This is a genomic window from Photobacterium profundum, from assembly GCF_003026285.1.
Lineage (GTDB): Bacteria > Pseudomonadota > Gammaproteobacteria > Enterobacterales > Vibrionaceae > Photobacterium > Photobacterium profundum.
Map to the genome: position 1 here is coordinate 465,799 of NZ_PYOD01000002.1, position 26,291 is coordinate 492,089.

The following is a 26,291-nucleotide window of genomic DNA, read 5'->3' on the forward strand; positions in this document are numbered from 1 at the left end:
GTTATGGTACGTACAAATAAAGTGGTCAAAAGGTCAAAAAATACCGTCAACCGATAGATAACCTCCCTTTCTTTTAATTATTGATAATGATCAAATTTTATCGAGCACTCTTATACCTATATATAAATCTGCATAATTGTTTTTTCTTATATTTTATTAAGTTGAACAATTATTAGTTTATAACGATATTGCTTGGCATATCTGCATTTACCTTTTCGATAGGCTAAATCTTTATATTTTGAAAACATTGATCAATAACACTCACAGACGGCTAAAAAAGCAGTGCCAACCTGCTTTTAAACTTGATAAAGGGTTACACTGTAGTCATATAGTCATACATAATAATTATTGTTCCAAGAATTTCCATGACTACGATTTTTACCGCGTTTGTGCCCTAGCAGCCCGTAACGCTACAGCTGAACAGCGAATGGAACTCTCCGAAACATTCCAACAAATGTGCGAAATCGCTGATAATTTTGACCAAAGCCGTTGGGCTGAAGTCGACATGAACTTTCATCGCCTGATCTTTTTCTCAACAGGCAACAATTTCTATCTGCCTTTTGGTAATGTACTTGCCACTATTTTCATGAGCCTTATTCACCATTCATCAAAAGATGGTGGCGTATATATTGGTGAGCACCGTGCAATTTACGATGCCATCTGGCAGGTAATGCGGAAAAAGCACGCCAAGCTTCACAACAATTGCTTCAAGAAGAAAAACACCGCTTACCAAACGAAGTGCCTGCTTAATTCTAAAAATGCTGATATTCCGCCAATATCAGCATTCTTTATTCCTTCTCCACTTTATCGACCTAACGTTTCATAATAAATAAAAAAAGAGCCCTTAGGCTCTCTTTAATTACTCGATGATATTAACTTTTATCGCTTGGAGTCAGTCGACAGTTAGGCCCAGCATCATCAGCCGTCAGTACTTTCAGTTTCGTCACATCTGCCCCTTCAAACTGATAAAAACCATTAACTATCTTATAATTTGGTTCTTCTGTCGAAATGCCATTTGGCAGTGAATCAAATGTTGCGTCAGTAATTCTACTATTGGTAAATTTGATATGGAGAGGTGAGTCTATCTGTGCTCTAACGCGTTATTGGCCAGATTCGCACCTTTGGTACGGGCAATGTGCTTTCGCTTCGCTCAGGTGAACCTGAGCTAGGGTTCTGCATCCCTATCTTATTTGCCAAACTCCAGACGTAAAAAAGCCGCTAACAATGTAGCTACAGCGCATGCGTGAGGATATAAAACATTTCATTTTACCGAGAAAAAGAAAACACCGAACGTTTCCACGTTCGGTGTTATATACCTTACCGTTATCCACTCAAATATAAACGCTAGTGCTTATCCGAATGGCATTACCCTACAATGACGTGTCAATAATCAGAGGAAATCAGTATAGATAAGCAGATACCTACTGAAGTCTAAAGGGGTACTCTAGGCTTTTTTTCTAGCGTTCAACAACCCGTGTTACATTGCTTCCAACAGGGATTTCTACATAACTTACGGTTTGACCATTTACAGATTTATGCTCAGCAGACATCGATACACCATCGACATTTAGCACCGCATAGTTACCGTAAAACCAAGCTTGCCAGTTCAGTGTTTTCTCTGATGTGTTAGTGAGCGTCGTTTTGGTTAATCCATCATGACGTATGGTGAGCTCATGCTCTCCCATTGGCAGATAATCTACCGACAGCCAATCGATATCTGTTGTTAGGTGAGAAGCAGTAACAACCGCATTGTTTGCCGCATCCGGTTTAATACCCATTAACCCTTCGACGGTATTTGATATGAAGGTAAAAGAAATTTCCGGGTAATCACCATTAGTACCTTGAGTCGGACGTTCATGGGGCAAATCTTTCTTATCCATGATGTATTGCATCCACTTCCAAGCTTCCTCATTGCGGTTATACGGGAAGTATGTTTCTGGAATGTAGGTATAAGCTTCAATATTATTAGGAGCTTCTGGAGTTGTACCAATACCATCACCTAGGTTCTGTGAGATAAAATCCAAATAATTGTTATTTCGCTCGCCCGGCTCGGTAATCAGTTTCATTGGCATAAACCAGCTATTTTCCTTACCAAAGTCGTTCAAACGTAAACCGTCTTTTTGAACAATATTGACGTAGTTAGCCAATGGTTTATCTGGATCGGCAATGCTCCAATCTTGATTGAAAAAGTCTTTGAGTTTCTGAGCTTTCTCCTGCCACAGTTTGGCATCACTGTAGTCACCACGCGCTTCAAGCATCGCTGCATACGCAACAGTCGCTTGATATTGTGATCCTATACCGTCACCAGCTTCAATCGGGAATTCCCCGCGTTCATTATAAGTTGCCGAGCCTTCAAAAATACCACCGTAACCCTCGGCAATACCGTTAGGATCCTGCAAGTCATGCAAGGTTATATAATCAGTTAACACTTTGGTGTAGAAACGCCAAAGATCTTCATCTTCGATATAACGTTTATCGCCAGTCCATTGATATTGCTCGTAGGCTTTTTCTAAAAACTCGAACTGAGCGGGTACTTCACGCACAAACCAGTCGTCGTCTTTATAGTCAATGGTATGCGGTGAACCATCAAAGTTAACGGCCCACAAGGTGTACCATTTTCTTGATTCCGTTGAATGGCGCGCAAAGGTTTTGAACATTGAAAAGTTTTCGTTATCCAGCCCTGCCAGCTTGGCACCCGCAGCCTGATGAAGAAAATCACGCGAGTAAAATGCGGTACGATCAAAGTAACCCGCCCAGTAAGAAGGGATATAATCGGCGGTTCCGCTGCCGTCATTATTGTTTTCATCTCGATTGACTAAATCGTGCTTACCTGTCATCACGAACTGGCGGGTTTTATCAATCGCCCATTCGAATGATGCTTCAAGTTTTTGGTTTGAAGAGGTTACGGTCACTTCTTTTTCTTTCTCTACAGCAGTTGCTACCCACTGTTCTATACGGCCTTTTTCATCAGTCAAAGTAATAGTCACTGGCTGACTAAAATCCACAACATCACCAGTGCGAAGCGATGCTGAAGTACCAGATGAAACCGTAATATCCCCTATCTGCACATTTTCTAAATCACTGCCAAATGGCAGATGAAACTCAATGGTTTTGCTGTTTTTATTGATAGCAGTTAAACCAGATTGTTCTGCCACATTGAAACCAATCACTTGGTTAAACGCTGGCGCTTTATTCTTAGGACTTTTACTCAACGTGACATTATCAACACTCACACTGCCTTTGTCTGAACCAGTAAAGAAAACGTTTAACTGCTCACCTTGTTCAAGTGGGATATGTTTAAGTGCTGTGCGTTTGTATTTTTTGCTTTTTTTAATTTCGGTACTGACTAAAACCTCGTTCGCCATATTAGTCAAAGATAGAATCGCATCGTTGCTTGGGCTAATGATATAAGCAGATAAATCGTAATAACCTGTTTCTGGGATCGTCACCATTTGGCTAATACTATGGCTAGAACCAGTGGCGATTCTTCCCCGATAACGGCCTACATATGCGTTATCATCTTTAAAATTTGCAAACCAGTAGCTCCAACCCAACCCTTTGTTTTCAAATGCAGGGTTCGTCAATAAGTTTTCAATCGTCGGCTTTTTATACGCCACTTCAGCCGCGTTCATGCTGCCGCTAGCCTGTAACGCAAAAGCGCTACTCGATAATACAAGTGTACCGGCAATAACTGGTACGAGTAGTTTTAGGTTCATTACTTCTCTTCCATTTGAATATGTCGTTATCAGATAAATTTATAATTAAATAAGCTGTTTTATAGTGGCTATTATTATTGTTTAAATAGGCCATTAAATAATGGCCTTAGGGTTAGATTAAACAGCTTGAATGGGTTTTCCTGTCTCAGATTGCTTACCATTTTCATCTGATTCAGTACTGATGTGATCGTATTTTTCTGTCAGATGATTCTGAATTTTCTGATGGTATGCACCATTCAGTTTGTAGAAGCGGAAATAGATGAACAGTGCAATAGCGAAGAAGAAGCTTGGTAGCCCGATCATGACGCACTGCATACCAAAGATGGTATCGGCACTTTGCTCAACATTTGGCACATAATTTACAACAGTAAGGGCAATACCAATAAAGAATGCCGCAAACGCAGAGCCAGCTTTTACCACTAGCGTCTGAACAGAGTAAGCAATACTTTCACAACGGATCCCAAGCTTATATTCACCATAATCAACGGTGTCAGCGACCATGATCACGTTCAGTACCCAGAATAACGCCGTACCAATTTGAAGTAGTACACCCGCAGTAGAGATTAATAGTATGCTTTGCTGATCGTACATACCGATGTAAATCAGAACGATACTGCCAATAATCGGAAAGCTTGATGCACACGCCCAAAGCACACGGCGAGAAAAAAGCTTCGCCAGTTTAGGAAACAGCACTAGAGTAATAAGGTTCGCGATACCCGCATAGGCCATGTAGTACGGGAACAGATCTTCATTACCAACCACGTAGGTGAAATAGTACACCGCGAACGCCATAATAATATTGGTCGCGAGATTGTACGATAACGCCATACACAACAAACTTGTAAGCTGGCTATTTTTGTAAATAAGCGCGAGCATTTTTTTCAGCGAAACTTTCTCTTCGGCTGCTGTGCTGTCTAGTTGATCGGTCGAGTAGCGTTCTTTTACATTGCGAAGGGTTATGAACGTCGATACTGCAAAACACACAATCAACAATAAGGTAAAGACTTGGAAGCCGAAGCCTTTGTCATCGCCCCCCACATAGTTGATAAATGGCATCGCAATCGCTGCTGTCACAATCCACGCTAGGCTGGCAAAAAAACGCGGGTAAGGCACTAATTCTTCGCGTTCGCGCTTATCTAACGTCAAAGTCGGAACCAAAGACCAAAAAGGAATATCCATTAAGGTGTAAGTCATACCCCATAAAATGTAGGTTACTGCGACATAAGCAATAAGCCACGGACCTTCAATGTAGTGAGCACTAAACAGCATAAACAACACGACAGAGTTGGTGATGGTGCCGATAAGAATCCAGGGTTTGAATTTTCCCCAGCGAGTACGGGTGTTGTTAACCAACCACCCCATAATCGGATCATTCACTGCATCCCAGATTCGAGCCACTAAGAAAAGCGTTCCGACGACGCCAGCAGAAATACCCACAACATCGGTGTAGTAAAACATTAGGTACATATAAACGATGGTAATCGCAAAATCTTTACCAAACGCGCCAAATCCATAACTCAGCTTGGTGTTCATTGAAACACTCATTGTGGCTCCTTTAGCCCCCTCATTCGAGAGGGCATCATTCCATTTAGTTTCACGTTATTGGTTAGTTATATTCTTTATTTATATTGATTATTCTTTGTTGTTTTATTCGCTATTAATGTTTGTGAACCCATGCAGGCAGCCAACCTTCATGTGCCTCAATAAGATCATCAACTAACGTATAAATCTCTTCTAGCCCTAATACTGCCGCAGTATGCGGATCCAGCATGGCAGCGTGATAAATGCGATCTCGGTTTTCAGTTAAAATAGCTTCAGTCAGTAGCGTTTGAACATTAATATTGGTTTGCATTAATGCCGCTAGATGGCTTGGTAAGCGACCTACTTTCGTCGGTTGAATACCGTTAGCATCAACCAGACAGGCAACTTCCACACAGCATTCCTGTGGTAGGTTCTCAATCAGACCGTCATTTCTTACGTTGCCGTAAATCACGCTCGGCGTACCCGTCCAGATTGCATTCATAATCGTACTTGCGTACTCATGCGATTCTTTCACATCGATACTATCTGCGTTTTTAAACGCTTCCAGATCTTGTTTCCAATCAGCTATTTGCTCAACACAACGTTTCGGATACTCATCTAGTGGCACTTTATAACGTTCAATCAAATCAGGGCGATTTGGTTTAATGAAGTACGGTGTATATTCAGAAAAATGCTCTGACGATTCAGTCACAAAGTAGCCCAGCTTTTTGAACATTTCATAACGAATGAGGTTTACGCAACGACCGTTATGATGTTGGCCAGGTTTAGGTGCTTGACCATTTTCAAAGGCTGCCAGCAAATCAGGGTAAATATCTACATACTCACCTTGCGCGTTTTTCTTCTCTAATGTGAGGTAATAAGCCATATGGTTAATACCGGCACAGGTATAACGTAAATCGTTATAATCCAACTCTAAGTCGCGCGCTAATTCTTCAGCGGTACCTTGCACTGAATGGCACAGACCAACCTGCTTAATGTTTGGGTATTTTGCATACATCGCCCAAGTATTCATCGCCATCGGATTCACATAATTAAGCATGGTTGCATCTGGGCAAACCTCGGTCATGTCTTCACAGATCTGCCATAAATGAGGAATAGTACGTAATGAACGCATAATGCCACCAGGGCCTAAGGTATCAGCAATAGTTTGCTCTAGACCGTGACGCTTACAGACCTCAAAATCAGTAACAGTACACGGCTCATAACCACCAATCTGAAATGCAACAACGACAAAATCGGCATCTTGCAGAGCATCTTTTTGATTCAGGTGACAGGTTATGTTGCCTGTTGCACCAGCAGATTCCATGAGCTTTCTAACGACAATCTGAGATTCTTCTAAACGAGTTTGGTCGATATCCATCAATGCGATATGAGCATGCTTCAGTGCTGGTTTATGAAAAACGTCGCCAAGAATGTTCTTAACGAAAATAGTCGAACCCGCACCGATGAAGGTGATTTGTGGAGTCTTCATGCGATTTATATCCTTAATCTCAATAAAACTAACGTAATGTGATGGTGAAACATTACACGCCTTCTATCACCTTAATCGTCTCGGTAAGTGCTATCACTGTCCTATTTGTTAAGATTTTCACTCCGTATTGGCAAAATATGAGAAAACAGGACAAAAATAGGTAATTAAGTGAGATTCTTAAATATTTCGCTAGCATAACTCTTTCATTTTGTAACCTCTGTTCCGTATTTAGTTATTTATCAATGAGTAATAACTGAGGTATGACAAGGATCTTGGTTTCATTTCGATGGTTTTGGGACAATAGCTCAATTGTGCTATTTCCTAAGGAGCAGACATGAAGCCACGTGACAAAGATGCGATGTTGGTAACCCCTCAAAAAAATTATTCGTCGGAAAGTGTCTCTGTCAGCCCTTTATCACTCTATTCTTCACACGAGAAAATTGATGTCGAATTAAGACCACCTCACGATATGCCAGGCTACCACTGGCACGGGCAGATTGAAGTCAACATTCCGTTTGGTGGTGATGTGGAATACATTATTAATGGCAGTCCGGTTGTATTAAAGAATGGTCACATTGGATTATTTTGGGCTTCTGTTCCGCACCGACTTACAAATCCTGGTGATAGCCATAATATGGGGATTATCAATATCCCTATCCATCATTTCTTATCATGGCCATTAAACAGAGAGTTAGTTAATCAGATCACCCACGGAGCAGTATTACAATCGACGGCACCATCTTTGGTGTGTGAATTTGAAATTGCCCGTTGGGAAGCGGAATCAACACACGTAGCAGAAAGTCGCCAACAATTGGCTTCCGATGAAATAGGTCTGATGCTGAAACGAGTTTGTCTCGATGGTTGGTCTCAAATGTTAACCAGCCGCACAGATAAAACAATCCAGAATGGGCTTTCGAAACATTCACAATTTTACGTTAGCCAGATGCTGGAATACATTGCCAGCCACCACGACACTCCACTGACGGTAAAACAGATTGCGGATCACGTCGGACTGCATGCCAATTATGCAATGGGGATTTTTCAGCGCATGATGCAGCTCACGATAAAACAGTACATAACAGCCATGCGAATCAACCATGCACGTGCCTTACTAAGCGATACAGAACGCACCATTCTTGATATCTCGTTGACGGTTGGGTTTAACTCTAGCAGCCGATTTTATCAAACATTCCAAAGCTATCTAGGCATAACGCCCACGCAGTATCGGAAACTGAGCCGTGACGATCACCGATGGGCATTACAAGGCAGCAGCCCCATTCACCAATTAGAGAAAGGCGCATGTGATGGGAAAAGACCAGTTGCCGTCACTAAAGCAAAGTAATAAAAAACGACGCTATCTCGATTTTTACGCCATTCTGGATTGATATTGCACAACGCTTTACCTTCAGTGTCGTACATTAGATAATCAACTTCATGCTTTTACACATTCAAATACAGCGCTGCAATCTTGCGTTACATTCTGCTAGCTGACAATCACACGCTTTTATTGGACACTCCATTTTATGTACAAACGCTTTGAAAAACTGACCTCAGCTTTTCCTAAACAGGATCCTGAACAGCCACCAGCAAGTCTGTTCGCTTTTTGCCGCCACTACACCAAAGGGTTTGAACTCCCACTCATTGCGATGTCATTACTCAGCGCTGTTATCGCAGTGATAGAAGTGTCTCTATTTGGTTTTATGGGACAACTGGTCGATTGGCTAACGCAGCATAATCCCGACACTTTTATTGCCGAAGAAGGTGGACAGCTCATTGTAATGAGCCTAGTCGTGCTGATTGTCGTACCCACATTGGTTTTTCTTCATTCATTATTATTGCATCAAACATTATTGGGTAACTACCCAATGGCTATTCGTTGGTTAGCACACCGCTACCTGCTAAAACAAAGCGTGTCATTTTATCAAAATGATTTTGCTGGTCGGATTGCCACTAAAGTCATGCAAACGTCATTATCGGTACGAGAAACGGTAATGAAGTTACTGGATGTATTGGTCTATATCACAGTGTATTTCACTGCGATGGTGGTGCTGATTGCCCAATCTGATTATCGTTTAATGATACCAATGCTGTTGTGGCTTGCGGCTTATGTAGGTATTCAGCTCTATTTCGTACCCAAGCTAAAGGCAGTTTCAACCGAACAGGCTGATGCTCGTTCTACTATGACAGGACGCATTGTCGACAGCTATACCAATATTCAAACCGTTAAATTATTTTCACATACTGATCGTGAAACCGAATACGCAGAACAAGGGATGAAAGGCTTTCTTGACACTGTACATCGCCAAATGCGCCTCGTTACAGGGTTAAATATCAGTGTAGAGATCATTAACTACCTGCTTGTGTTCTCTATTGCTGGTCTTGCTATTTGGCTATGGACTATCTCTGCCGTCACTATTGGGGCGATCGCTGTCGCTGTAAGTTTGGCATTACGTATCAATGGTATGTCTAAATGGATTATGTGGGAGATTGGTGGTCTGTTTGAAAATATCGGCACTGTCATTGATGGTATGCGTACGTTATCTAAGCCTGTTGATATTACCGATAAAAAAGACGCACCAATACTTACTGTAAACAATGGCGGTATTCACTTTGACGATGTTAATTTCCATTACGGTGAAAAATCAGGGGTGATTGAAAAGCTGAACCTCAATATTAAACCGGGCGAAAAAGTAGGATTAGTCGGACGCTCTGGCGCAGGTAAATCCACCATGGTTAACCTGTTAATGCGCTTTCACGATGTCGAATCTGGCTCTATCAGTATTGATGGTCAAAACATTGCACACGTGACGCAAGATTCACTCCGCGCACAAATTGGCATGGTCACGCAAGATACATCATTGTTGCACCGCTCTATTCGTGAAAACATTATGTATGGTAACCCTAATGCAACGGAAGAACAGTTACTCGCGGCAACCAAACAAGCCCATGCGCATGAGTTTATTGGCTCGCTATCAGACCCATACGGTAATACTGGGTATGATGCTCAAGTAGGTGAACGTGGTGTGAAGCTTTCAGGTGGTCAACGCCAACGTATTGCGATCTCTCGAGTACTATTGAAGAACGCCCCTATCCTACTGCTAGATGAAGCAACCTCAGCATTAGATTCAGAAGTTGAAGCTGCCATTCAAGAAAGTCTGTATGAACTGATGCAAGGTAAAACCGTGATTGCCATTGCCCACCGTTTATCAACCATTGCAGCAATGGACCGTCTAATTGTACTCGATAAAGGTGAAATTGCAGAGCAAGGGTCACATCAAGAACTGATTGCTCAAAAAGGTATTTATGCACAATTATGGGCGCATCAAACTGGTGGTTTTATTGGTGATGAGACTTCCAATTTAAAAACAACAGCATAGAAATACTTCACCAAGACAATGGCGATAAAATGGCGACAGATGAAAATGTATTATCTACAAGCTAGCCCTCAGAATGAACTAGTTCATGGCGACTAGTTTTGAAGGCTAAGTGCTATTACGTCTTGGTGAAGTTCTTTGGTTACTTCATTCTTATCAAGCTCTTTCTTGTATGACATCGAAGCGAAAGTGTTACGAAGATAATCAATTACATAAATATCATACCTTAGAACACTCACCATCAAAAATAGATTTAAAATCATAATGTTACAACATAAACACTAAGAATATGGTGGCACAATAACATCAGAGTATTCGGTACTTCTACGGAAAACTTAGCCTTAGACCTAACACTTAGCCGCCTGTCATTGCTGAGATCGCTTAACTCTTAATGCTTTTGTATTTAGGCTTTCCCGCCTCTGGATCGTGGTGTTTTTGCGCTTTCAGAAAAAGCGTGCAAGAGAATTTTTCTCGAAATTTCCCTAAACAGATGTCTTTCCTAACCGTTGGCTGGTGCTGGCTAGTCGCAAGCATTCTGCTATTTTAGTTAGTATTGGTTCGTCTATCATTGGTGAATTAATCATATTCATATTGAGCACTAAATTACTTTTTAAAATACTTGAAGATACCTCTTGGATTTTGCAAGCATCAAACATTGATTCTGGTAACAGCGATATGGCGAAACCGGAATGAACGGCGGTGGCGACATTTTCGAGTATTGAACTGCTAAATACCTGACGATATGAGATATTGGCTTTTTTCAATCCACTGATGCATAAATCGCTAACGATGCAGTTATCATCATAAATGGCGACGGGTACTTCTTTCAGTTCTTTCAAATTGATATGGGTAGAGGCAGACCATATCAATCGCTCACTCCAGAGCAATAGATCGTCGGTGTAGTCTGCTTCCCCTGCAACAATAGCAATATCCAATTCGCCAGCTTCCAGCTTCTCTCGTAAGTTTCTACTACGGTCACAGACTATTCTCGCTTCAAGGTTTGGAATCTCGCGGGTCAATACTGGCATAAAGTAATTTAAAAAATCTTGGGCATAGTCCGTCGGAACGCCAAAATTGAACTGACCGGACAGGTCTCGCTCATTTAATGCCGAAAAGGTTGCGTTATTGAGTTTCAGAAACTGTTCGCTATAACCGAGTAAGGTTTCTCCGGCATCGGTTAATTGTATCCCCCGGTTGCTGCGTTCCATCAGTGTGCAACCAACTAATTCCTCTAGTCTCTTCATCTGCATACTAACAGCTGCTTGAGAGCGGAAAATGGCTTCAGCTGCTTTCTTTAATTCTCCGGTCTTAGCGACCATGACAAAGGTACGCAATAACTCAAGATCGAGCAATAGATCTATTTTCAACCTTTTATCCATCTCTGCTATCTCTTCTGCTTTATAAATTAGACACTTACGGTTCAGTTCATAAATTCTGAACTGAAGGTTAACTATTATTCGTTTGGTTGAAGTATACGTTTTTTTTATAGTTATAGGTAGTTGAGCTGTTCCGGCTTTCAAGCGCTGATACGTGAAGAAAGGGTTGGAGTTGGAATAGCAATATGTAAACAAGTTTTTGTCGTTCAATGAGATCGAAGAGAGTGGTATTACAATGAACAAGCTACCTAAGAAAATGTCTGGCGTTATATTGACTGGTCACGGAGGTTTAGAAAAACTGGAGTATCGCACTGACTTGCCAGTACCAACTCCAGAAAAAGGTGAGGTACTTATCAAGGTTGGAGCTAGTGCGCTGAACAATACCGATATTAATACCCGTATCGGGTGGTATTCAAAATGCGTAATAGAACAAACCAATGCTGGTGCTTTCGATGGCTTTCAAACTATTAATGACAATGATGCCAGTTGGTCTGGTATTCCAGTTAAGTTTCCACGGATACAAGGTGCTGATTGTTGCGGTGAAATAGTAGAAGTCGGAGAACAAGTCAGCTCTGACCGAATTGGAGAACGGGTGCTGGTGCGAACTTTGCAGCAATCGGTAATGACAGAGGCTGAGTACAATTGTATTACTTATGGCTCTGAGTGTGATGGTGGCTTTGCCCAGTATACTAAGGTACTGGCAACGGAAGCGTTTCCGGTTCGAAGCTCGTTGAACGATGCTGAATTAGCTTCGTTTCCATGCGCGTACTCAACGGCTGAAAATATGATCGATCGAGCCAACGTTAAACCCAATGATACAGTTCTCATTACAGGTGCATCCGGCGGTGTTGGGTCAGCTGCGGTACAATTGGTCAAACGACGTCATGCTAAGGTCATTGCTATCTGTAGTGAAAATAAAATGGAGCAACTTACTGCGCTCGGGGCCGATAAAGTGATTCCACGTGGACGAAACCTGCTTGATTTTTTGAGGCAAGACTCAGTAGATGTTGTAATTGATCTCGTTGCAGGTAAGCAATGGCCAGAACTCCCCAACCTACTACGAAAAGGAGGCCGCTATACTGTTGCAGGTGCAATTGCGGGGCCAATAGTGGAACTCGATGTCAGAACATTATATTTAAAGGATTTGAGTTTTTTTGGCTGTACTTACCAACCTAGATCAGTATTCGAAAACCTGATTAAATATATTGAACGTAGTGAGCTTCACCCCTTAGTCGCTAAACAATATTCATTGAAAGAAATTAAAAGTGCACAACAAGATTTTATGGCTAAAAAATTCGTAGGGAAGCTGATATTACTGCCGCCTGAGTAATATTGATTAAATTCGTTGGCACCTTTGTTTATTGAATCTAGCCCCTAAGTAAAATTGATATTAGTCGAAATGGTCGTAGCTCAATGCTGACTCAAGCGCAGTCAAATCATTGTTAATTAGCTTCACAGCTACAATCAGCTTGATCGACTCTCAACTAAGAGTATTGGCAGTGTTGCCTGATGGCAATTTACCAAAGAAGCTACAGCGCATGCGTGAGGATATAAAACATTTCATTTTACCGAGGTAACGTTTCCACGTTCGGTGTTATATGTACCTTGCCGTATCTACTCAGATATAAATGCTAGTGCTTATCCGAATGGCATTAGCTAACAATGTAGCACCTTCGGTACGGGCAATGTGCTTTCGCTTCGCTCAGGTGAACCCTGTCTAGGCTTCTGCATCCCTATCGGGTTGGTAAACTACAGACGTAAAAAAGCCGCTAACAATGTAGCGGCTTCTTTGAATGTGGTGGAGTGTTCTGGGTGAGGTGGATTTGGAACAAATTCCTCTTGCCACATGCGCTAGACGCAAAAAGGGCGCTGATAAATCAGCACCCTTTTCTAAATGTGGCGGAGAGATAGGGATTTGAACCCTAGAAGGGCTATAAACCCTTGCCGGTTTTCAAGACCGGTGCTTTCGACCACTCAGCCATCTCTCCAACGCGGTGAATAGTACAGACGCTGAAGCTGACTGTAAACCCTTTCACGAACCAAGTGCACATTGTTTAAACAGTAAAAGTAAAGTGCAAACAAAACGCTTAAAATTGCACCTGACAATAACGTTAATACGACCTATTTATTTCCTTACACGTTCTAGGCAATTACCAAGATCTGAAATATCGGATACATACATCAACATCAGCATTCTTTACGCAGCACCATAACCGCTAAATACATACCGTAACCACGAAAAAAAACCACCATACTAAAAAGTCAGATTCCATAATTAACACTTGTACTATCTACCCCTCTAAGCACTTAAAAGACAAATGCATTTTCTTTCAACATATCTGGTTATTAGCCCTTTTATTGAATAGAAATAGAGTTGAAAGTGGGATTTGAGTCACCATTTGAAAGTAACAGCAGAGCTAGGATTCATAAATAGTTTGATAAAAATCACCATTGGTACACATCTATTATGCCTTACTTACACTTTATTTTTGGACTTGCTGTTGTTGCTGTCCTTGCTTTATTGGCCAGCAAAGATCGCAAGAGCATTAAACTTCGCTATATTATTCAGCTTCTCGTGATTGAAATGGGTGTTGCTTATTTCTTACTAAATTCTTCAACTGGAACAGGTATTATCGCCGAATTTGCAGGTGGTTTTAATGGCCTAATGGCGTTCGCAGCTGAAGGTACAAACTTTGTCTTTGGCGGATTAGTCAATGAAGGTGGCTTCGATTTCTTCCTGCAAGTATTAATGCCTATTGTCTTTATTTCGGCCCTTATTGGTATTTTACAGCACATTAAAGTGCTACCAGTGGTAATTAGTGCAATTGGCTACTTACTGTCTAAAGTCAACGGAATGGGTAGACTTGAGTCATTTAACGCCATCAGCGCATTAATGGTTGGTCAATCAGAGAACTTCATCACTTATAAAGACATTTTGGGCCGTATGTCAGAGCGCCGTATGTACACATTAGCAGCCACTGCTATGTCTACAGTATCTATGTCGATAGTCGGTTCATACATGCAGCTCATCGCTCCTAAATTTGTAGTAGCCGCATTATTTTTGAACATGTTCAGCACCTTTATTATTCTGTCGATCATTAACCCTTATGATCATGAGGCAGAAGTAAGCTTTGACGATATGATGGCCGATGAAGCAATTGAAAAGCTTACTTTTTTCGAAATGCTCGGCGAATATATTCTAACGGGATTTAAAGTCGCGGTAATTGTCGCTGCAATGTTGATTGGTTTTATCTCACTCATAGCCATGATCAACGCAGGTTTCACCTTTGCTTTCGGTATTAGCTTCCAAGATCTGATCGGTTATGCGTTCTACCCGATTGCATGGCTAATGGGAATTCCTGCCAACGAAGCCTTACAAGCCGGTAGCATCATGGCAACTAAGTTAGTCTCAAACGAGTTTGTGGCAATGATGGCATTACAAGATCAGTTGGGCAGCCTTTCTGCACATACAGTTGGTACAATTTCCATCTTCTTGGTGTCTTTCGCTAACTTCAGCTCAATTGGTATCATTGCGGGTGCTGTTAAAGGGGTCAACGAAGAGAAAGGTAATATGGTTGCCCGCTTCGGCTTACGCTTACTGTATGGCTCGACGTTGGTTAGCATTCTATCGGCTATGATTGCCAACATCATGCTAGCTTAATTGCTTCTCACAACATCAAAAGGCCAGCACCTCTGCTGGTCTTTTTGTATCTGGCGAAGTGCTCTGGGTAAGGCAGGTTTAAAACCAATAATTACACCTAAAAAAGATAAACACCTCAAATAAAGCACTGAAAAATGTATTTGTCACAAAGTTATGCTGATTTACGACTACAAGATGCTTTCCAAATTAAGTTTTGTGGTAGTGGCAACGAGTTCAGCAAGCGTGGACACATCAAGTTTTTTGAAGATTTTAGAACGATAGACTTCAATACTACGAATCGAAAGGTTTAGTTCGTCAGCTATTATTTTGTTTTTCATTCCATTTATAACTCGAATTAGGACCTGTTTTTCTTTGTCGGTTAGTTGTGAGATTTTGTGTCGATACATGGTGTTATATGATAGATTTTTTGAATGCTCTAATGAATCATGTAGTACCTTGTTTAGCTCATCTCTTTTTACTGGTTTTTGAAGAAAATCAAATGCGCCATTTTTTATCGAATTCACGGCCATGGGTACATCACCGTGACCAGTTAGAAAGATGATAGAGAAGGTGCAGCCTAGTTTTATTATTTCTTCGTGTACTTTTAGCCCATCCAAAATAGGCATGTTGATGTCGAGTATGACGGTACCTTCGGTGTAGATTTCATCTCTAAGTTTTCTGATGTGCTCTAAGAAGTTGATTCCTGATGTGAATACGATCGGTTTGAAGCCTTCAATTTCTAACGATAATTGTAGAGCATCGGCCATGCTGACATCGTCGTCGACGATGTAGATATGTTTTGTTGTCATAAATTTACCCGATAAGCGGAAGAGTTATGGTGACAATTGCACCTTTACTTGTGTCGTTCTTTAGACGGATAGTTCCTTTATGGGTGCTGATTATGTCTTGGCAAATGCTTAAGCCTAACCCTAGTCCACCATCATCTTTCTTGCTCGTATGAAATGGTTCAAATAATGTAGACTCGTTCTTTGTAAACCCAGTACCTGTGTCATGAATAACGAGAATCATTGTGTCATCACTTTTCTCTAGGCTAATGTTTATTTCGTTACCTTTCTCTTGGTAAGTCGCATCAATAGCATTTGTGATGATATTGATGAGTACTTGTTGTATTGCTGTTTTGTCACCTGAAAATACAATACTTTTGGTGTGTATTTTCACATTAATATTGATGTTCTTTTTTAAAACATACCAATCAATCATCTCAATTGTTGAAAGTAGTAGATCGTCGAAAATGAATGTTGTTCTATCTGGTGGGGCTAATTTAAGCATGGTGCGATAGCGATTAATGACATTTTCTGTTCGCTCTAGTTGCACTAATATTTTGCTTAAAATGCCCTCATAAAATTCATTATCATTCTCTTTTATTGCTATTCCGCTTTCAGCATATAGCCGCATAGCCCCGAGGGGTTGGTTCATTTCGTGAGCAAGGTTACCACCAAGCTTTCCTATTAATGCCCTTTTTTGTGATAGCTGAAGTGTGTGTTGTAGTTTTTGTTTTTGGTTTTGCGTATTACGAAATTTAATTGTTAGGTAGATGTGGTATGACGGCAATACTAAAAACAGTAAGAAAATAGTCCATGCTATATTTTGATACTTTAATACGTGGTTAGTGATTGTTTCTGATAATGTTTGTGCTTGTGGATGCATTCCTAAATCGTAGAAGAGGCTGTCAAGTTCTATCTGAGCTTCGGGAACACTCCAGCCAAGAGATTTGGCTGATTTTGCCTCGAGGCTTTGTGGCTCAATTGAAAAGAGAATAGATACAATCTTTTTTGCTAATACTCTGTCAGCGTGATCCAACATAGCAAAAGACCAGTTCGGGTATAAGCGAGAGCTTACTTTACATTGAAAGTTTGGTGGTGTTTTATCATTAATTAGTCTGAATTCGTTAATGTCGATATTATTGAGTTTGGTGTACTCCTCCATAAAGCACGTAGGGATGATTACTGCATCGGCTTTATTGTTTATTAACTGTGAAATCGCATCTTTATGGGGATATCCTGTAAAAATTACGTTTTGAAAGTATTCACTGTCATAATCATAATCTTTTACTTCACGTGCATACGCAAGGTATCCGCCAAATGCAAAGTGGCTAACTGACGCGATTTTTTGTTTATAGAGATCGTTCATCGAATGGAATGGGCTATCGTTGTGTACCCATACAGCTGATGCGATAGATTGCGTTGTGCCTTCTGATAAGGGGCTTATCAATGTGGCTAACCATGACAGTGTGTTTATTTTACCTACTCGTATCGATTCACCCGGATTAATAAAGACAAACGGAATTTCTTTATCAACAATCGCTTGGCGCATTTTGTTTTGCTTAATGGAATATAGCGAGAAATGGTAATCAGGAAGCCGTAAGTTGAGTAGATTTATGATGGCTGTCCATCGATTTTGACTTTCATTAAAGCCGTGATCAGAAAAAGCGCCAATCTTGATCTCTTGCTTATTTTCAGCTGCATGGCTTAGTATCGAGTAAAATTGGCAGAAAAACGTTACAACGATGGTAGCGATTATCTTTTTCATGAAACCATAACCTTTATTTAAAAGTAAATTTTTACATTTTCTGGGGCACTAGCATTAAGCGAAATAGCAAGATCGTTAATTAAGTTTTGGGTGATAAGACCAATTAAACGGTAAAAGCCTGTTTCAGCATTCGTTATCAGTAATGTTAAACAACAATTAATCCATGGTAAAAGATGTTGAGACAGAAAGATTCTTACATTTCGCTTAGGTGTTTCATTATGCTGATTTAGATCGACCCTCTCGAGCAGTAAAGCTAATATTTCAAGACAAAAACCAATATGATCGATTGGTTGACGTTCTAATGGTTTAAATTCCAGTTGATTTTCATCCACAAACGCCTTTAGAGCAAAAGTAGAGTCTTGAAGAAGTAAGTTTTCATCATGAAGATAAACTGATCCCCATGGTGGTGCTTTTGGCATTCCTAACCCAACAAATAATAATAAGTGATCGGCGGCTTGTTCTTTTATTTCATTTTCAAGCTTATCGGATAAAGCTAAATTTTTTAAGGTTGCGGTGAGTGTTTGCCAATCAGTAGCATAACTGCCTTCTGTTACATCAAAGCTATTTTCAATCAAGCAGTTAATTGCATCTATCAATGGTGGTGATAGGTAAAATTTTGCAAGAATGTTGAGTATAAGAATATCTTCTTGATAATTATCTTTCATAGCAATAAAGCTACGGGTTACCCCTTAGCTTTCCTTTAGTTTTATGATTTTTTAATTTCGACTAAATTGGTGTTTTGAGGGTTCGCTTTAGCTAAAGCTGTTGCGCGACATTTAGTCAGGGTATTTATGCACCCTCCCTTATCGATACCTTGTGCGTTAGGGGTGAACCACATGCCTTCAGGTATTACAACAACGCCAGGCATAACACGTGGAGTTACGCGTACGGATAGTTCAACCGTTCCTCTGTCGTTATATATATGTACGATGTCTCCATTGCTGATGTTGCGTTCTTTAGCATCTACAGGGTTTATAATGACAGCATCCTCTAGAACCTCACGTAACCAAGGAACATTTTGATAGACTGAGTGAGCACGACCTTTTGGTTTACAACCAATAAGTTGAAGTGGATATTTTTTCTTTAACTCGAAGTCTTCAAAACCTTCCCATGTTGCAACATAGCTTGGCAATGGTGTAATGACATCGCCTTCTGGCAAAGTCCACTCTTTCGCGTATTTTTCGAGGATATGGGAGTAGATTTCAATCTTGCCTGTTGATGTAGGTAAAGGGTGTTTTTCAGGAGCCTTTCGGAAATCCTTGAACACATAGCGATCTGCGTTAGGATCGAAAGGCATACGAATTGTCTTTGCTTTATCCAGTACCTCAAAAGGAGGGAATTCAGGATGTTTTTTTCGACTTAATTCGTAAAGGTGCTGTTGCCATTCGTCCCAGCTACGACCTTCCGTATACTGCTTGCGAACACCAAACTTACCCGCAAGTTCAGAGAATACATCGTAAGGATGACGGCATTCGTACATTGGATCGAGTACATGCTCTGTCTTAGTTAGGTGTGTTGAGAACTTAACAATACGTGAATTTTCTAGCCATGTAATGTCTGGTAATAGTATGTCAGCAAATTTTGCACTCGCTGTCATGAAATTATCCATCACAAAAATGAATTCAACGTTTTCTTCATCTTTAATGATCTTGGCTGTGCCGTTACAGTCAGAATGTTGGTTTATCAGCCAATTACCTTGATAAACAAAAATACATTTCACATCACTATCAAGTTTATCAACACCTTTAATGCCATCTGTTTTAGATGTCATTTCCTGTCCACGTTCAATCGCTTCCAGCCATTTGAAACATGGTAGTTTAGCTTTGACGTTATTTTCCCCAAGAGGCATCTTAGTAATGTCTGTTGATTTAAATAAATAGTCAGAGCCGCCATTACTTGTACCAGGTAATCCAACTTGTCCTAGTAGCATAGGAAGCATATATATAGAACGAACGGTTTGTTCACCGTTTGCTTGGCGTTGAGGCCCCCAGCCCTGAGCAATAAATGGTGCCTTTGCGTTACCAAGTTCGCGAGCTAATGTGTAAATAGCTTTAGCTTGAATACCACAAATCTTCTCGGCTCTTTCTGGCGTTTTTGCAGTGCAGTCTGCACCATGACCAAGAATATAAGCCTTATAACCCAAAGATGCATCAAGGGGCAGAATGTTTTTCTCTACGTTACCCTCTTCTTTGTCGTAGCCGTAACAATACGTCGCAAGAAATTCTTCATCAACGTAGTTTTCCGTAATAAGTATGTAAGCTAGTGCTTCTACTAGTGCTGCATCTGTTCCTGGATGGATTGGTATCCATTGATCTTCTCGACCGCAAGCCGTGTCAGTGTATTGGGGGTCAATAATGATCGTTCTTGGCGTTTTAACACGTTTGTTGACTTGATAATTGTAGGTGTCACTACCACCACTCATCCGCGTATTGGCAGGGTTATTACCAAAATATAGAATCAAATCTGAGTTTCTAAATTCAGTCGGAGCGCTGCCCATTGTGAATTTTTTGTCTCCATAGGTGACAGCACTCGCGGTATCAATTTGATAACTACTATAGTTACCATGTGCTGGTAAGTGTCCACCAATCGAGTTAAGAAACCTTGGAACAAAATGGTATGGTGCGTTTGGCTTACCATAACCGATACGAAAGAAGATAGAACTGTTTCCGTGTTTATCAATCACGCTAGAAAGACGTTTATGCACTTCGTTAAGTGCTTCATCCCACGAGATTCGCTCGAATTTACCTTCACCACGTTTACCAATACGGCGCATTGGGTATTTCAATCGATCTGGTGAAAATGTACGTTTATGAATGGCACGTCCGCGTAAACATGCGCGAACTTGTTGCTGACCATACTCATCATCACCTTGATCATCAGTTTCGATTCTTTTTATTCTTCCATTTTCGGTAACAACTATCAGTAAACAGCTAGAATGGCAGTGAGCCCAGCAGTTATGCCACTTCGTTATTTCTTCGTAATGTGTTTTGATTATGACTGATGCGATAGCATTTAGAGGTTGCGTTGATAGAAACGCGCTTGCTCCAAAGAAGGCGCCAAGTTTTAATAATGAGCGACGCTTCGGGTTTTCTAGTACGGTATTTTTGTCTTTAAATTTAGTATTCATAATAGTCACCAACTCTTCGCTTAAAGCTGTTTAATCAAAATAAGGTCGTAGAAACAGATTCTTCCGATCAGCTCTGAAACCAAAAGGCAGGAAAAAATACCCAAACCCACAAATCTGTTACTTGATGGACGACGCATCATAATTGCAGGTACTAATGCAATAGTTAGAAGTGTTACTTTTGCAGTCATCAGAAGTTCCGATGATGGTGAAAGTGTTGCGCCCATGGTGTGGAGTGTGCTTGTAAGCCATAGTGTGTAGTTGGTATTTGTGACTATTGTAATAATTAGTGCGGATAAGCATGCGAATCGGATCGCTTGAGATATGAAGTTATCGTGTTTATCTTTGTTTACTAAGTTCATTAGAAGAAACGTTAGCCCACAACCGAGATTAAGTGCAGTTATGTAAAAGTTAACTCGTGTCCAGCTTGAGTCCCATAGTGTGACGGTTGGTAATTTGTATACTGAGCTTATTAACCAAATCATACCAATACTTGCAATGCTTGCAGTTATAAATGAAACCAAGGTAATTGTGTAATTGGTGCGCTTCCATAGAATCCACGTGGCCAAAACGCCGAGCCCACCAAAGATTGAAACAGAGAAGATTTCAAGGCTGAGTGCTGATGAGTGTTTAAGACCATTAATTATATTTAGCGCACGTGTTGGCGTCCCCATATGACTAAGTGCTGCTAAACCACCAATGGCGAGTATTGGCCATAAAGCAAGTAGTGGCTTCATATATATATCTGTAATTTCATTTGTCTTTACTGGTCGACATAGCATGAATAACGTAAATAAAATAAAGAAGCCAGCGACGCCTTGTGTGATAACGGTGAAGAAAACAAGCGGTAATTCGTGCATATTATACCTCCTTAATGTTAATGACTTGTCCAGTCGTATCGCCAGATGGTTTTGCGTTTTTGTTTAGCTTTATTACAAGCGATGGCGAAGTTAGAGAGGATTTTGGTAAAGGTGCTATTTCAGCAATATTTCCGTGTGTTTTACGTAATTCTTCAATTGAGCCAAATTCAATAGCACGTAGTGGACATGATGCTACACAGGTTGGTGGCTTGCCTTGTTCAAGTAAGTCAAAACAACCGTCACATTTTGTCATATGACCTTTTTCTTTATTGAATTGAGGGGCACCATATGGGCAGGCCATCTCACAGTAGCGACAGCCAACACAAACATCTTCGTTAACTACAACAAGCCCATCTTTTTTACGTTTATGCATTGCGCCGCTTGGGCATGCTTTCGTACAGGCAGGGTCTGCACAGTGGTTACAACTAATTGAAACGTAGTAACCAAATACATTTTGTGTCCATGTGCCGTTTGTATCCTTGGCCCATTCTCCGCCAACATATTCGTAGACGCGACGAAAGCTAGAACCAGCAGGTAATTCATTTTTATCTTTACATGAAACTTGGCAGGTCTTGCACCCTGTACAACGGCTGGTATCTATAAAAAAACCGTATTGAGTATCAGGTACTACCATGGGGAGCCTATTTAATTGTCAAATAATGGCTACATGAATAACCTAGAAATATGACGATGTGTTATTGTGGCAAGCCACAATACCTCCTTAGTTGTGATGGTAGTCACGGTTTACCGCCTCGGTTTTAACATGATTTATACGCGGTAATAATTAAATTGAATAAAGCATTAACCAGTACGTTAAATTCTTGCGCTGCTAATAATTTGTAGTCTTATGTGTTATATCAAATCCATTAATTATCCATTGTAAATATAAGTTCGATAATCTGAGTTTTTAAACAGCACTTCTACTAATTAATGCAGTTTTACCCTTTCACACTGACATAGACGTCATTGAGCAGTCATGATGCGTTTGTCCGAATGAATTTATCATCATATTTATTCGTTATCTAAGAGCTTCAACAAATTCCCGCAATATTCCATTTCATTTAAATTATCGCCCTTTCACATGAGTTCTCATTATCAGAAGGCGATCACAAATCCATCATCTTTTGATTCCGAGTGTAGCTTTTGATACTTATTAAGCTCCATTGGGGGAGTTAATTTCTCAGGCTTTTGGTGAAGATAGTCATGAAAATTTGATAGAGAGAAAAATGACAAGGTTAAGAATTAATGGTGCAAGAGCTATTGGTAATAATATTTGTCTTACCCCTTTCATTGGTTGGAATAGTTGGTACTGCCAAAGAGAACGTTTGTCGTCGCTAAAATATCTTCGGGGCTGTCGATTGATACAATCAGCCAATGGCAGCATGAGATTAACAATGGTTTACCCGCTTTATCTAACATATCAAAAGAAGAGATCAGGCTTTTTCTAATGCGAATAGCGGTAAAAGAACTTAACGATAAAGTTGGAATTAAGAATGTTGACCACTCAGCTAATAATATTATGTCTGAAGTACTCTTGTACATATCAAGAAACTTTAGGTCAAACATTAAGACCAGAGATATAGCCGAGCATCTGGGGCTTAGCCCTAACTATGTCACAAATATTTTTACTAAGAACTTAGGCATAACAATACGCCAATACATACTTAACTTAAGAGTGTCATATGCAAAAACCTTATTAATTGATACTAGCCTAAACATAACTGAAATTATTTATTTATCAGGGTTCTTCTCAAAAAATAGTTTCTATCTCGATTTTAATCACATAGCGGGTTGTTCACCAAAAGACTATAGCAAAAGTGGATTTGTCGTAAAGTTATACTGAAGTATAAACTGTTGTGCGAAGGCAACTCGAAGGTTGCCTTGCTTGTCTGTTTTTTGGCCTATTATGGCCTCTTTATCTTAGTGCTTTCCTTGTGATTTTTTTCTTATTTTATTTAGCGTTACACTTCACTTGCAACTTGCGGATTGGCTCTTTTCTTTATGATAAAAGTAATAATCGCGAGCAGAGCGATAATGCCGACTAAGAATGGCAGTATCTGCATGATCTGTCCGCTTCGACTAAAGGTGATTGTTAGCATGATCAACCAGCCACTCAGCATAGGGATAACGGTTCGGCGAACGATATCAAAAGGTGATAGTCCCGACAGACCTGCGATCGCAATGATGACTCCTGCAATTGGCGAAATAGTCCGCCCCATACCTGCTGACAACTGAATAGGCAGGATCATATCGGCGACATTGGTACCTATTTTTTCAGCTATTTGCGGCAACATTGGCGCGAAGGAGAAGAAAGCAGCATTACCTGAACCCATAAGAGCTGAGATTGAGAAGGTCAGTACAGCCATAAACAGAACAATCACACTGGCCGTGAAGCCGGCACTGCTGGCTAGGTTTAACAGCGCCTCGATAGCTCCGATTGATTTCAGACCCATAGCAAAAGTCTGGCCTGCAATGATCAGGGTAACCACAGTGGCGAACACCTTACCCATATCATTGAAGATCACCTGCAACTTTACAAATACTGGCTTGGCTTGTTTATGGCGAATGTATTCACACACCAGACCTATAAAGATACTCAGTAAGATTGCGGTATCCATACCCACTCTAATCGTACCAACCCCCATTTTGCTGAAAGTCAGCATAAAAAACAGCGGCAACATCGGTAACAGCAAATAATAAAGAGGGGCGTCAGTGCCTGTCACGTCACTATCACTTTGCAATTGCGCAGGCTGTTCTTCCTGCTTCATTTTGCTATCAAAATAGCGCTGCACGAGAGCGTGAATGCCGGCAATAATAACAATTAGAATGCTGATCACAGGAAGCTGCTCGTTAACAAAAAAGTCTGTGATATCCATTCCGGCAGTTTGCGCTGCGAGGATGGAATTGCCCGACCCCGGGCCGAACTCAATTGCACAAGTGCTGGCAAGTACCGCCGCAACGGCTGCTTTGCTGCAACCTAAGCGTATCAATACCGGATAGAGTGTTGCCATCAACAACAGTCCCAGTCCAGTTGCACTGGAAATAAACAGCGACAGTGTTTGACCTAAGATCAAGGCTAATGCCAGCATCAAATAGGGAGAGTTCAGTTTCATCAGTGGCTTTGCTGCTACCTTAACCATCACCTGGCTGGCACCGATGGCTGACATAAACATCGCAAAGCCGCCGATTAGCATGATCTTAAGGCCAAGCCCCCCAGCGCGGCTACTAAACGTGTTCCGAATATATTCGAAAATATCAAAACCAAGCCACCCTGTTGATTTATCGACAAAAGTGGCATCGTTAGTAAACACCGCGATGACCATCATGGCAATACCGGTTAAAAACAGTACTGCCTGTGGGTTGTAGTTTTTTAAAATAAGTCGGCCCGCAAAAATGAGTCCGATCAATGCTATAAGTAAGCTCATGATTATTCCTTTATTCGAAGTTACCAGTGATCAGAAGGTTATTATCAGCCAGCATGGTTTTACCCTTAGCGATCACACTATGCAGAGTAAAGTCATCGTTAAATATACAAATATCAGCATCGTGACCAGTCTGAATACGTCCTTTGTTAATGCCAAGCGAGTCAGCTACATTAGATGTCAGCATGGCAAAGGTCTGCTCTGGTGAAATACCTTGATCGATAAGTTTTGGTAACAGCAAAAGGTTATTGTCTACACCGGCAGCGGTCAGTCCGATTAGTTCACCCTGAGGGTTGAACTGAGGTAAACTGCCGTTACCATCGGAACTAATGGTAATTTGTCTGGCCGTAATACCCGATTCTAACGCCAGTTTCACAGCATTCTCGGGCGGGGTGAAGCGGCTACCGCCGGAGGTAATATCAATACAACCGCCACGTAAAGCAAACCCAATAGCTTCATCAAACAACCCTTCGGTTCGGGCGACATGGGTCGGTGAGAAATGATGGATCGGTAGTCCCATATCAAGCAATTCATTAATCTGAGCAAATGGCTGCGGCAGGCTACCCATATGAGTATGTAATACTCCCCGCTTTCCCGATAACAGGCTGGCGATACGGAGGTCGGATACAATTCGTACCAGCTCTTGTGTGGTAGGAAACGAGCAGCGATGATCGGCTAGCGCGATTTTCACCCCGAGAATACGGGGAATGAAGGTAAGATCATCACGGATATTGCCAGTGATGGTTTTGGTCGGCACTTCATAAGATCCAGTGTGCATAAAGGCAGTAATGCCTTCTTCTGTTAGTGCTGCCGCTTTGGCATAAAGATCTTTAGGTGAACGAGATATACCGTCGGTGCCTAAAACACCAACAACAGTAGTTGTTCCTGCCTTGATCAATTTTGACAGTGTGACCTGTGGAGTTCTACTGGCAAACCCGGCTTCACCACCTCCTCCGGTAAGATGAATATGTTGATCTATCAGTCCCGGAGCGACCATCCTCCCCCCGCAATCGATGACAGTTACATCACTCAGTCCTTTAACATTGAGTGATTGTTCAATTGCCACAATCTTGTCATTGGCAAGCAGAACATCGGTTCTGCCAATATGAACCGGGCAATAGAGGTCAGTATTTTTCAGTAGGGTAAACATAATTTCCTTTTAATCTCATTTTGGATAAATATCTCAAACCACTTGATAAAACGTGGCGATAAATTA

18 protein-coding genes, 1 tRNA gene and 2 pseudogenes are annotated in these 26,291 nt (G+C 41.0%); 7 read left to right on the forward strand and 14 right to left on the reverse strand.

The genetic code is table 11. The features are described from left to right. Window positions 1-388: 388 nt before the first annotated feature. Window positions 389-750, forward strand: a pseudogene (locus tag C9J48_RS06905) (FadR/GntR family transcriptional regulator); the annotation flags it as partial. Between the two features lie 707 nt (window positions 751-1,457). Here C9J48_RS06905 and C9J48_RS06910 read toward each other — a convergent pair. From C9J48_RS06910 to C9J48_RS06920, 3 genes are all read right to left on the reverse strand, one after another. After that, window positions 1,458-3,716: an SGBP N-terminal domain-containing protein gene (locus tag C9J48_RS06910; protein ID WP_006228958.1), complete on the reverse strand. Its 2,259-nt coding sequence runs from the start codon at window positions 3,714-3,716 to the stop codon at window positions 1,458-1,460. Window positions 3,717-3,833: 117 nt separating this feature from the next. Next, window positions 3,834-5,261: a melibiose:sodium transporter MelB gene (gene melB / locus C9J48_RS06915; protein WP_006228957.1), complete on the reverse strand. Its 1,428-nt coding sequence runs from the start codon at window positions 5,259-5,261 to the stop codon at window positions 3,834-3,836. A 112-nt stretch (window positions 5,262-5,373) separates the two neighbouring features. Beyond that, the gene (locus C9J48_RS06920; RefSeq protein ID WP_006228956.1) at window positions 5,374-6,729 is read right to left on the reverse strand and encodes an alpha-glucosidase/alpha-galactosidase; all 1,356 of its coding nucleotides are present in this window, start codon (window positions 6,727-6,729) and stop codon (window positions 5,374-5,376) included. Between the two features lie 334 nt (window positions 6,730-7,063). On the opposite strand from C9J48_RS06920, the gene melR reads away from it, so the two are divergent. Then, window positions 7,064-8,071 carry a transcriptional regulator MelR gene (melR, locus tag C9J48_RS06925; RefSeq protein ID WP_006228955.1) on the forward strand — a complete coding sequence of 336 codons (1,008 nt, stop codon included), beginning with the start codon at window positions 7,064-7,066 and terminating at the stop codon, window positions 8,069-8,071. Window positions 8,072-8,252: 181 nt separating this feature from the next. Beyond that, window positions 8,253-10,106 carry an ABC transporter ATP-binding protein gene (locus C9J48_RS06930; RefSeq protein WP_006228954.1) on the forward strand — a complete coding sequence of 618 codons (1,854 nt, stop codon included), beginning with the start codon at window positions 8,253-8,255 and terminating at the stop codon, window positions 10,104-10,106. 479 nt (window positions 10,107-10,585) lie between these two features. Here the strand turns inward: C9J48_RS06930 and C9J48_RS06935 are convergent, their stop codons facing one another. Continuing rightward, window positions 10,586-11,482 (reverse strand): LysR family transcriptional regulator, encoded by an 897-nt coding sequence (locus tag C9J48_RS06935; RefSeq protein ID WP_036802870.1) that lies wholly within the window; start codon window positions 11,480-11,482, stop codon window positions 10,586-10,588. Between the two features lie 232 nt (window positions 11,483-11,714). On the opposite strand from C9J48_RS06935, the gene C9J48_RS06940 reads away from it, so the two are divergent. Both C9J48_RS06940 and C9J48_RS28195 read left to right on the forward strand, forming a co-directional pair. Then, window positions 11,715-12,809 (forward strand): alcohol dehydrogenase family protein, encoded by a 1,095-nt coding sequence (locus C9J48_RS06940; RefSeq protein WP_006228951.1) that lies wholly within the window; start codon window positions 11,715-11,717, stop codon window positions 12,807-12,809. 115 nt (window positions 12,810-12,924) lie between these two features. Beyond that, window positions 12,925-13,139, forward strand: a pseudogene (locus C9J48_RS28195) (hypothetical protein); the annotation flags it as partial. Window positions 13,140-13,376: 237 nt separating this feature from the next. Here the strand turns inward: C9J48_RS28195 and C9J48_RS06945 are convergent. After that, window positions 13,377-13,467: transfer RNA gene (locus tag C9J48_RS06945), tRNA-Ser, on the reverse strand. Window positions 13,468-13,946: 479 nt separating this feature from the next. Here C9J48_RS06945 and C9J48_RS06950 point away from each other — a divergent pair. After that, a complete protein-coding gene (locus C9J48_RS06950; protein ID WP_006228950.1) occupies window positions 13,947-15,140 on the forward strand; it encodes a NupC/NupG family nucleoside CNT transporter in 1,194 nt (397 codons plus the stop codon). Window positions 15,141-15,307: 167 nt separating this feature from the next. On the opposite strand, the gene C9J48_RS06955 is transcribed toward C9J48_RS06950, so the two are convergent. The 7 genes from C9J48_RS06955 to C9J48_RS28200 form a co-directional block, all read right to left on the reverse strand. Next, window positions 15,308-15,928 (reverse strand): response regulator transcription factor, encoded by a 621-nt coding sequence (locus C9J48_RS06955; RefSeq protein WP_006228949.1) that lies wholly within the window; start codon window positions 15,926-15,928, stop codon window positions 15,308-15,310. 4 nt (window positions 15,929-15,932) lie between these two features. Beyond that, on the reverse strand, window positions 15,933-17,669 hold the full coding sequence (locus tag C9J48_RS06960) for a sensor histidine kinase (RefSeq protein WP_006228948.1): 1,737 nt from the start codon (window positions 17,667-17,669) through the stop codon (window positions 15,933-15,935). Window positions 17,670-17,686: 17 nt separating this feature from the next. Beyond that, complete coding sequence (locus tag C9J48_RS06965) at window positions 17,687-18,334, reverse strand: TorD/DmsD family molecular chaperone (protein WP_006228947.1); 648 nt, start codon at window positions 18,332-18,334, stop codon at window positions 17,687-17,689. Window positions 18,335-18,375: 41 nt separating this feature from the next. Next, window positions 18,376-20,796, reverse strand: a complete 2,421-nt coding sequence (locus C9J48_RS06970) for a DMSO/selenate family reductase complex A subunit (RefSeq protein ID WP_006228946.1) — start codon at window positions 20,794-20,796, stop codon at window positions 18,376-18,378. 20 nt (window positions 20,797-20,816) lie between these two features. Further along, window positions 20,817-21,653, reverse strand: a complete 837-nt coding sequence (locus C9J48_RS06975) for a dimethyl sulfoxide reductase anchor subunit family protein (protein ID WP_006228945.1) — start codon at window positions 21,651-21,653, stop codon at window positions 20,817-20,819. Between the two features lies 1 nt (window position 21,654). Beyond that, window positions 21,655-22,287 (reverse strand): DMSO/selenate family reductase complex B subunit, encoded by a 633-nt coding sequence (locus tag C9J48_RS06980; protein ID WP_006228944.1) that lies wholly within the window; start codon window positions 22,285-22,287, stop codon window positions 21,655-21,657. 653 nt (window positions 22,288-22,940) lie between these two features. After that, on the reverse strand, window positions 22,941-23,195 hold the full coding sequence (locus C9J48_RS28200; protein ID WP_242610786.1) for a hypothetical protein: 255 nt from the start codon (window positions 23,193-23,195) through the stop codon (window positions 22,941-22,943). Here C9J48_RS28200 and C9J48_RS28405 point away from each other — a divergent pair. Next, the gene (locus C9J48_RS28405; RefSeq protein ID WP_373456041.1) at window positions 23,173-23,496 is read left to right on the forward strand and encodes a helix-turn-helix transcriptional regulator; all 324 of its coding nucleotides are present in this window, start codon (window positions 23,173-23,175) and stop codon (window positions 23,494-23,496) included. The genes C9J48_RS28200 and C9J48_RS28405 overlap by 23 nt on opposite strands. A gap of 118 nt (window positions 23,497-23,614) precedes the next feature. On the opposite strand, the gene dcuC is transcribed toward C9J48_RS28405, so the two are convergent. Together dcuC and iadA are read right to left on the reverse strand one after the other, a co-directional pair. Then, entirely contained in the window at window positions 23,615-25,078 is a 1,464-nt protein-coding gene (gene dcuC, locus C9J48_RS06990) for a C4-dicarboxylate transporter DcuC (RefSeq protein WP_006228942.1), read from the reverse strand. A gap of 10 nt (window positions 25,079-25,088) precedes the next feature. Beyond that, window positions 25,089-26,225: a beta-aspartyl-peptidase gene (iadA, locus tag C9J48_RS06995; RefSeq protein WP_006228941.1), complete on the reverse strand. Its 1,137-nt coding sequence runs from the start codon at window positions 26,223-26,225 to the stop codon at window positions 25,089-25,091. Window positions 26,226-26,291: the final 66 nt, after the last annotated feature.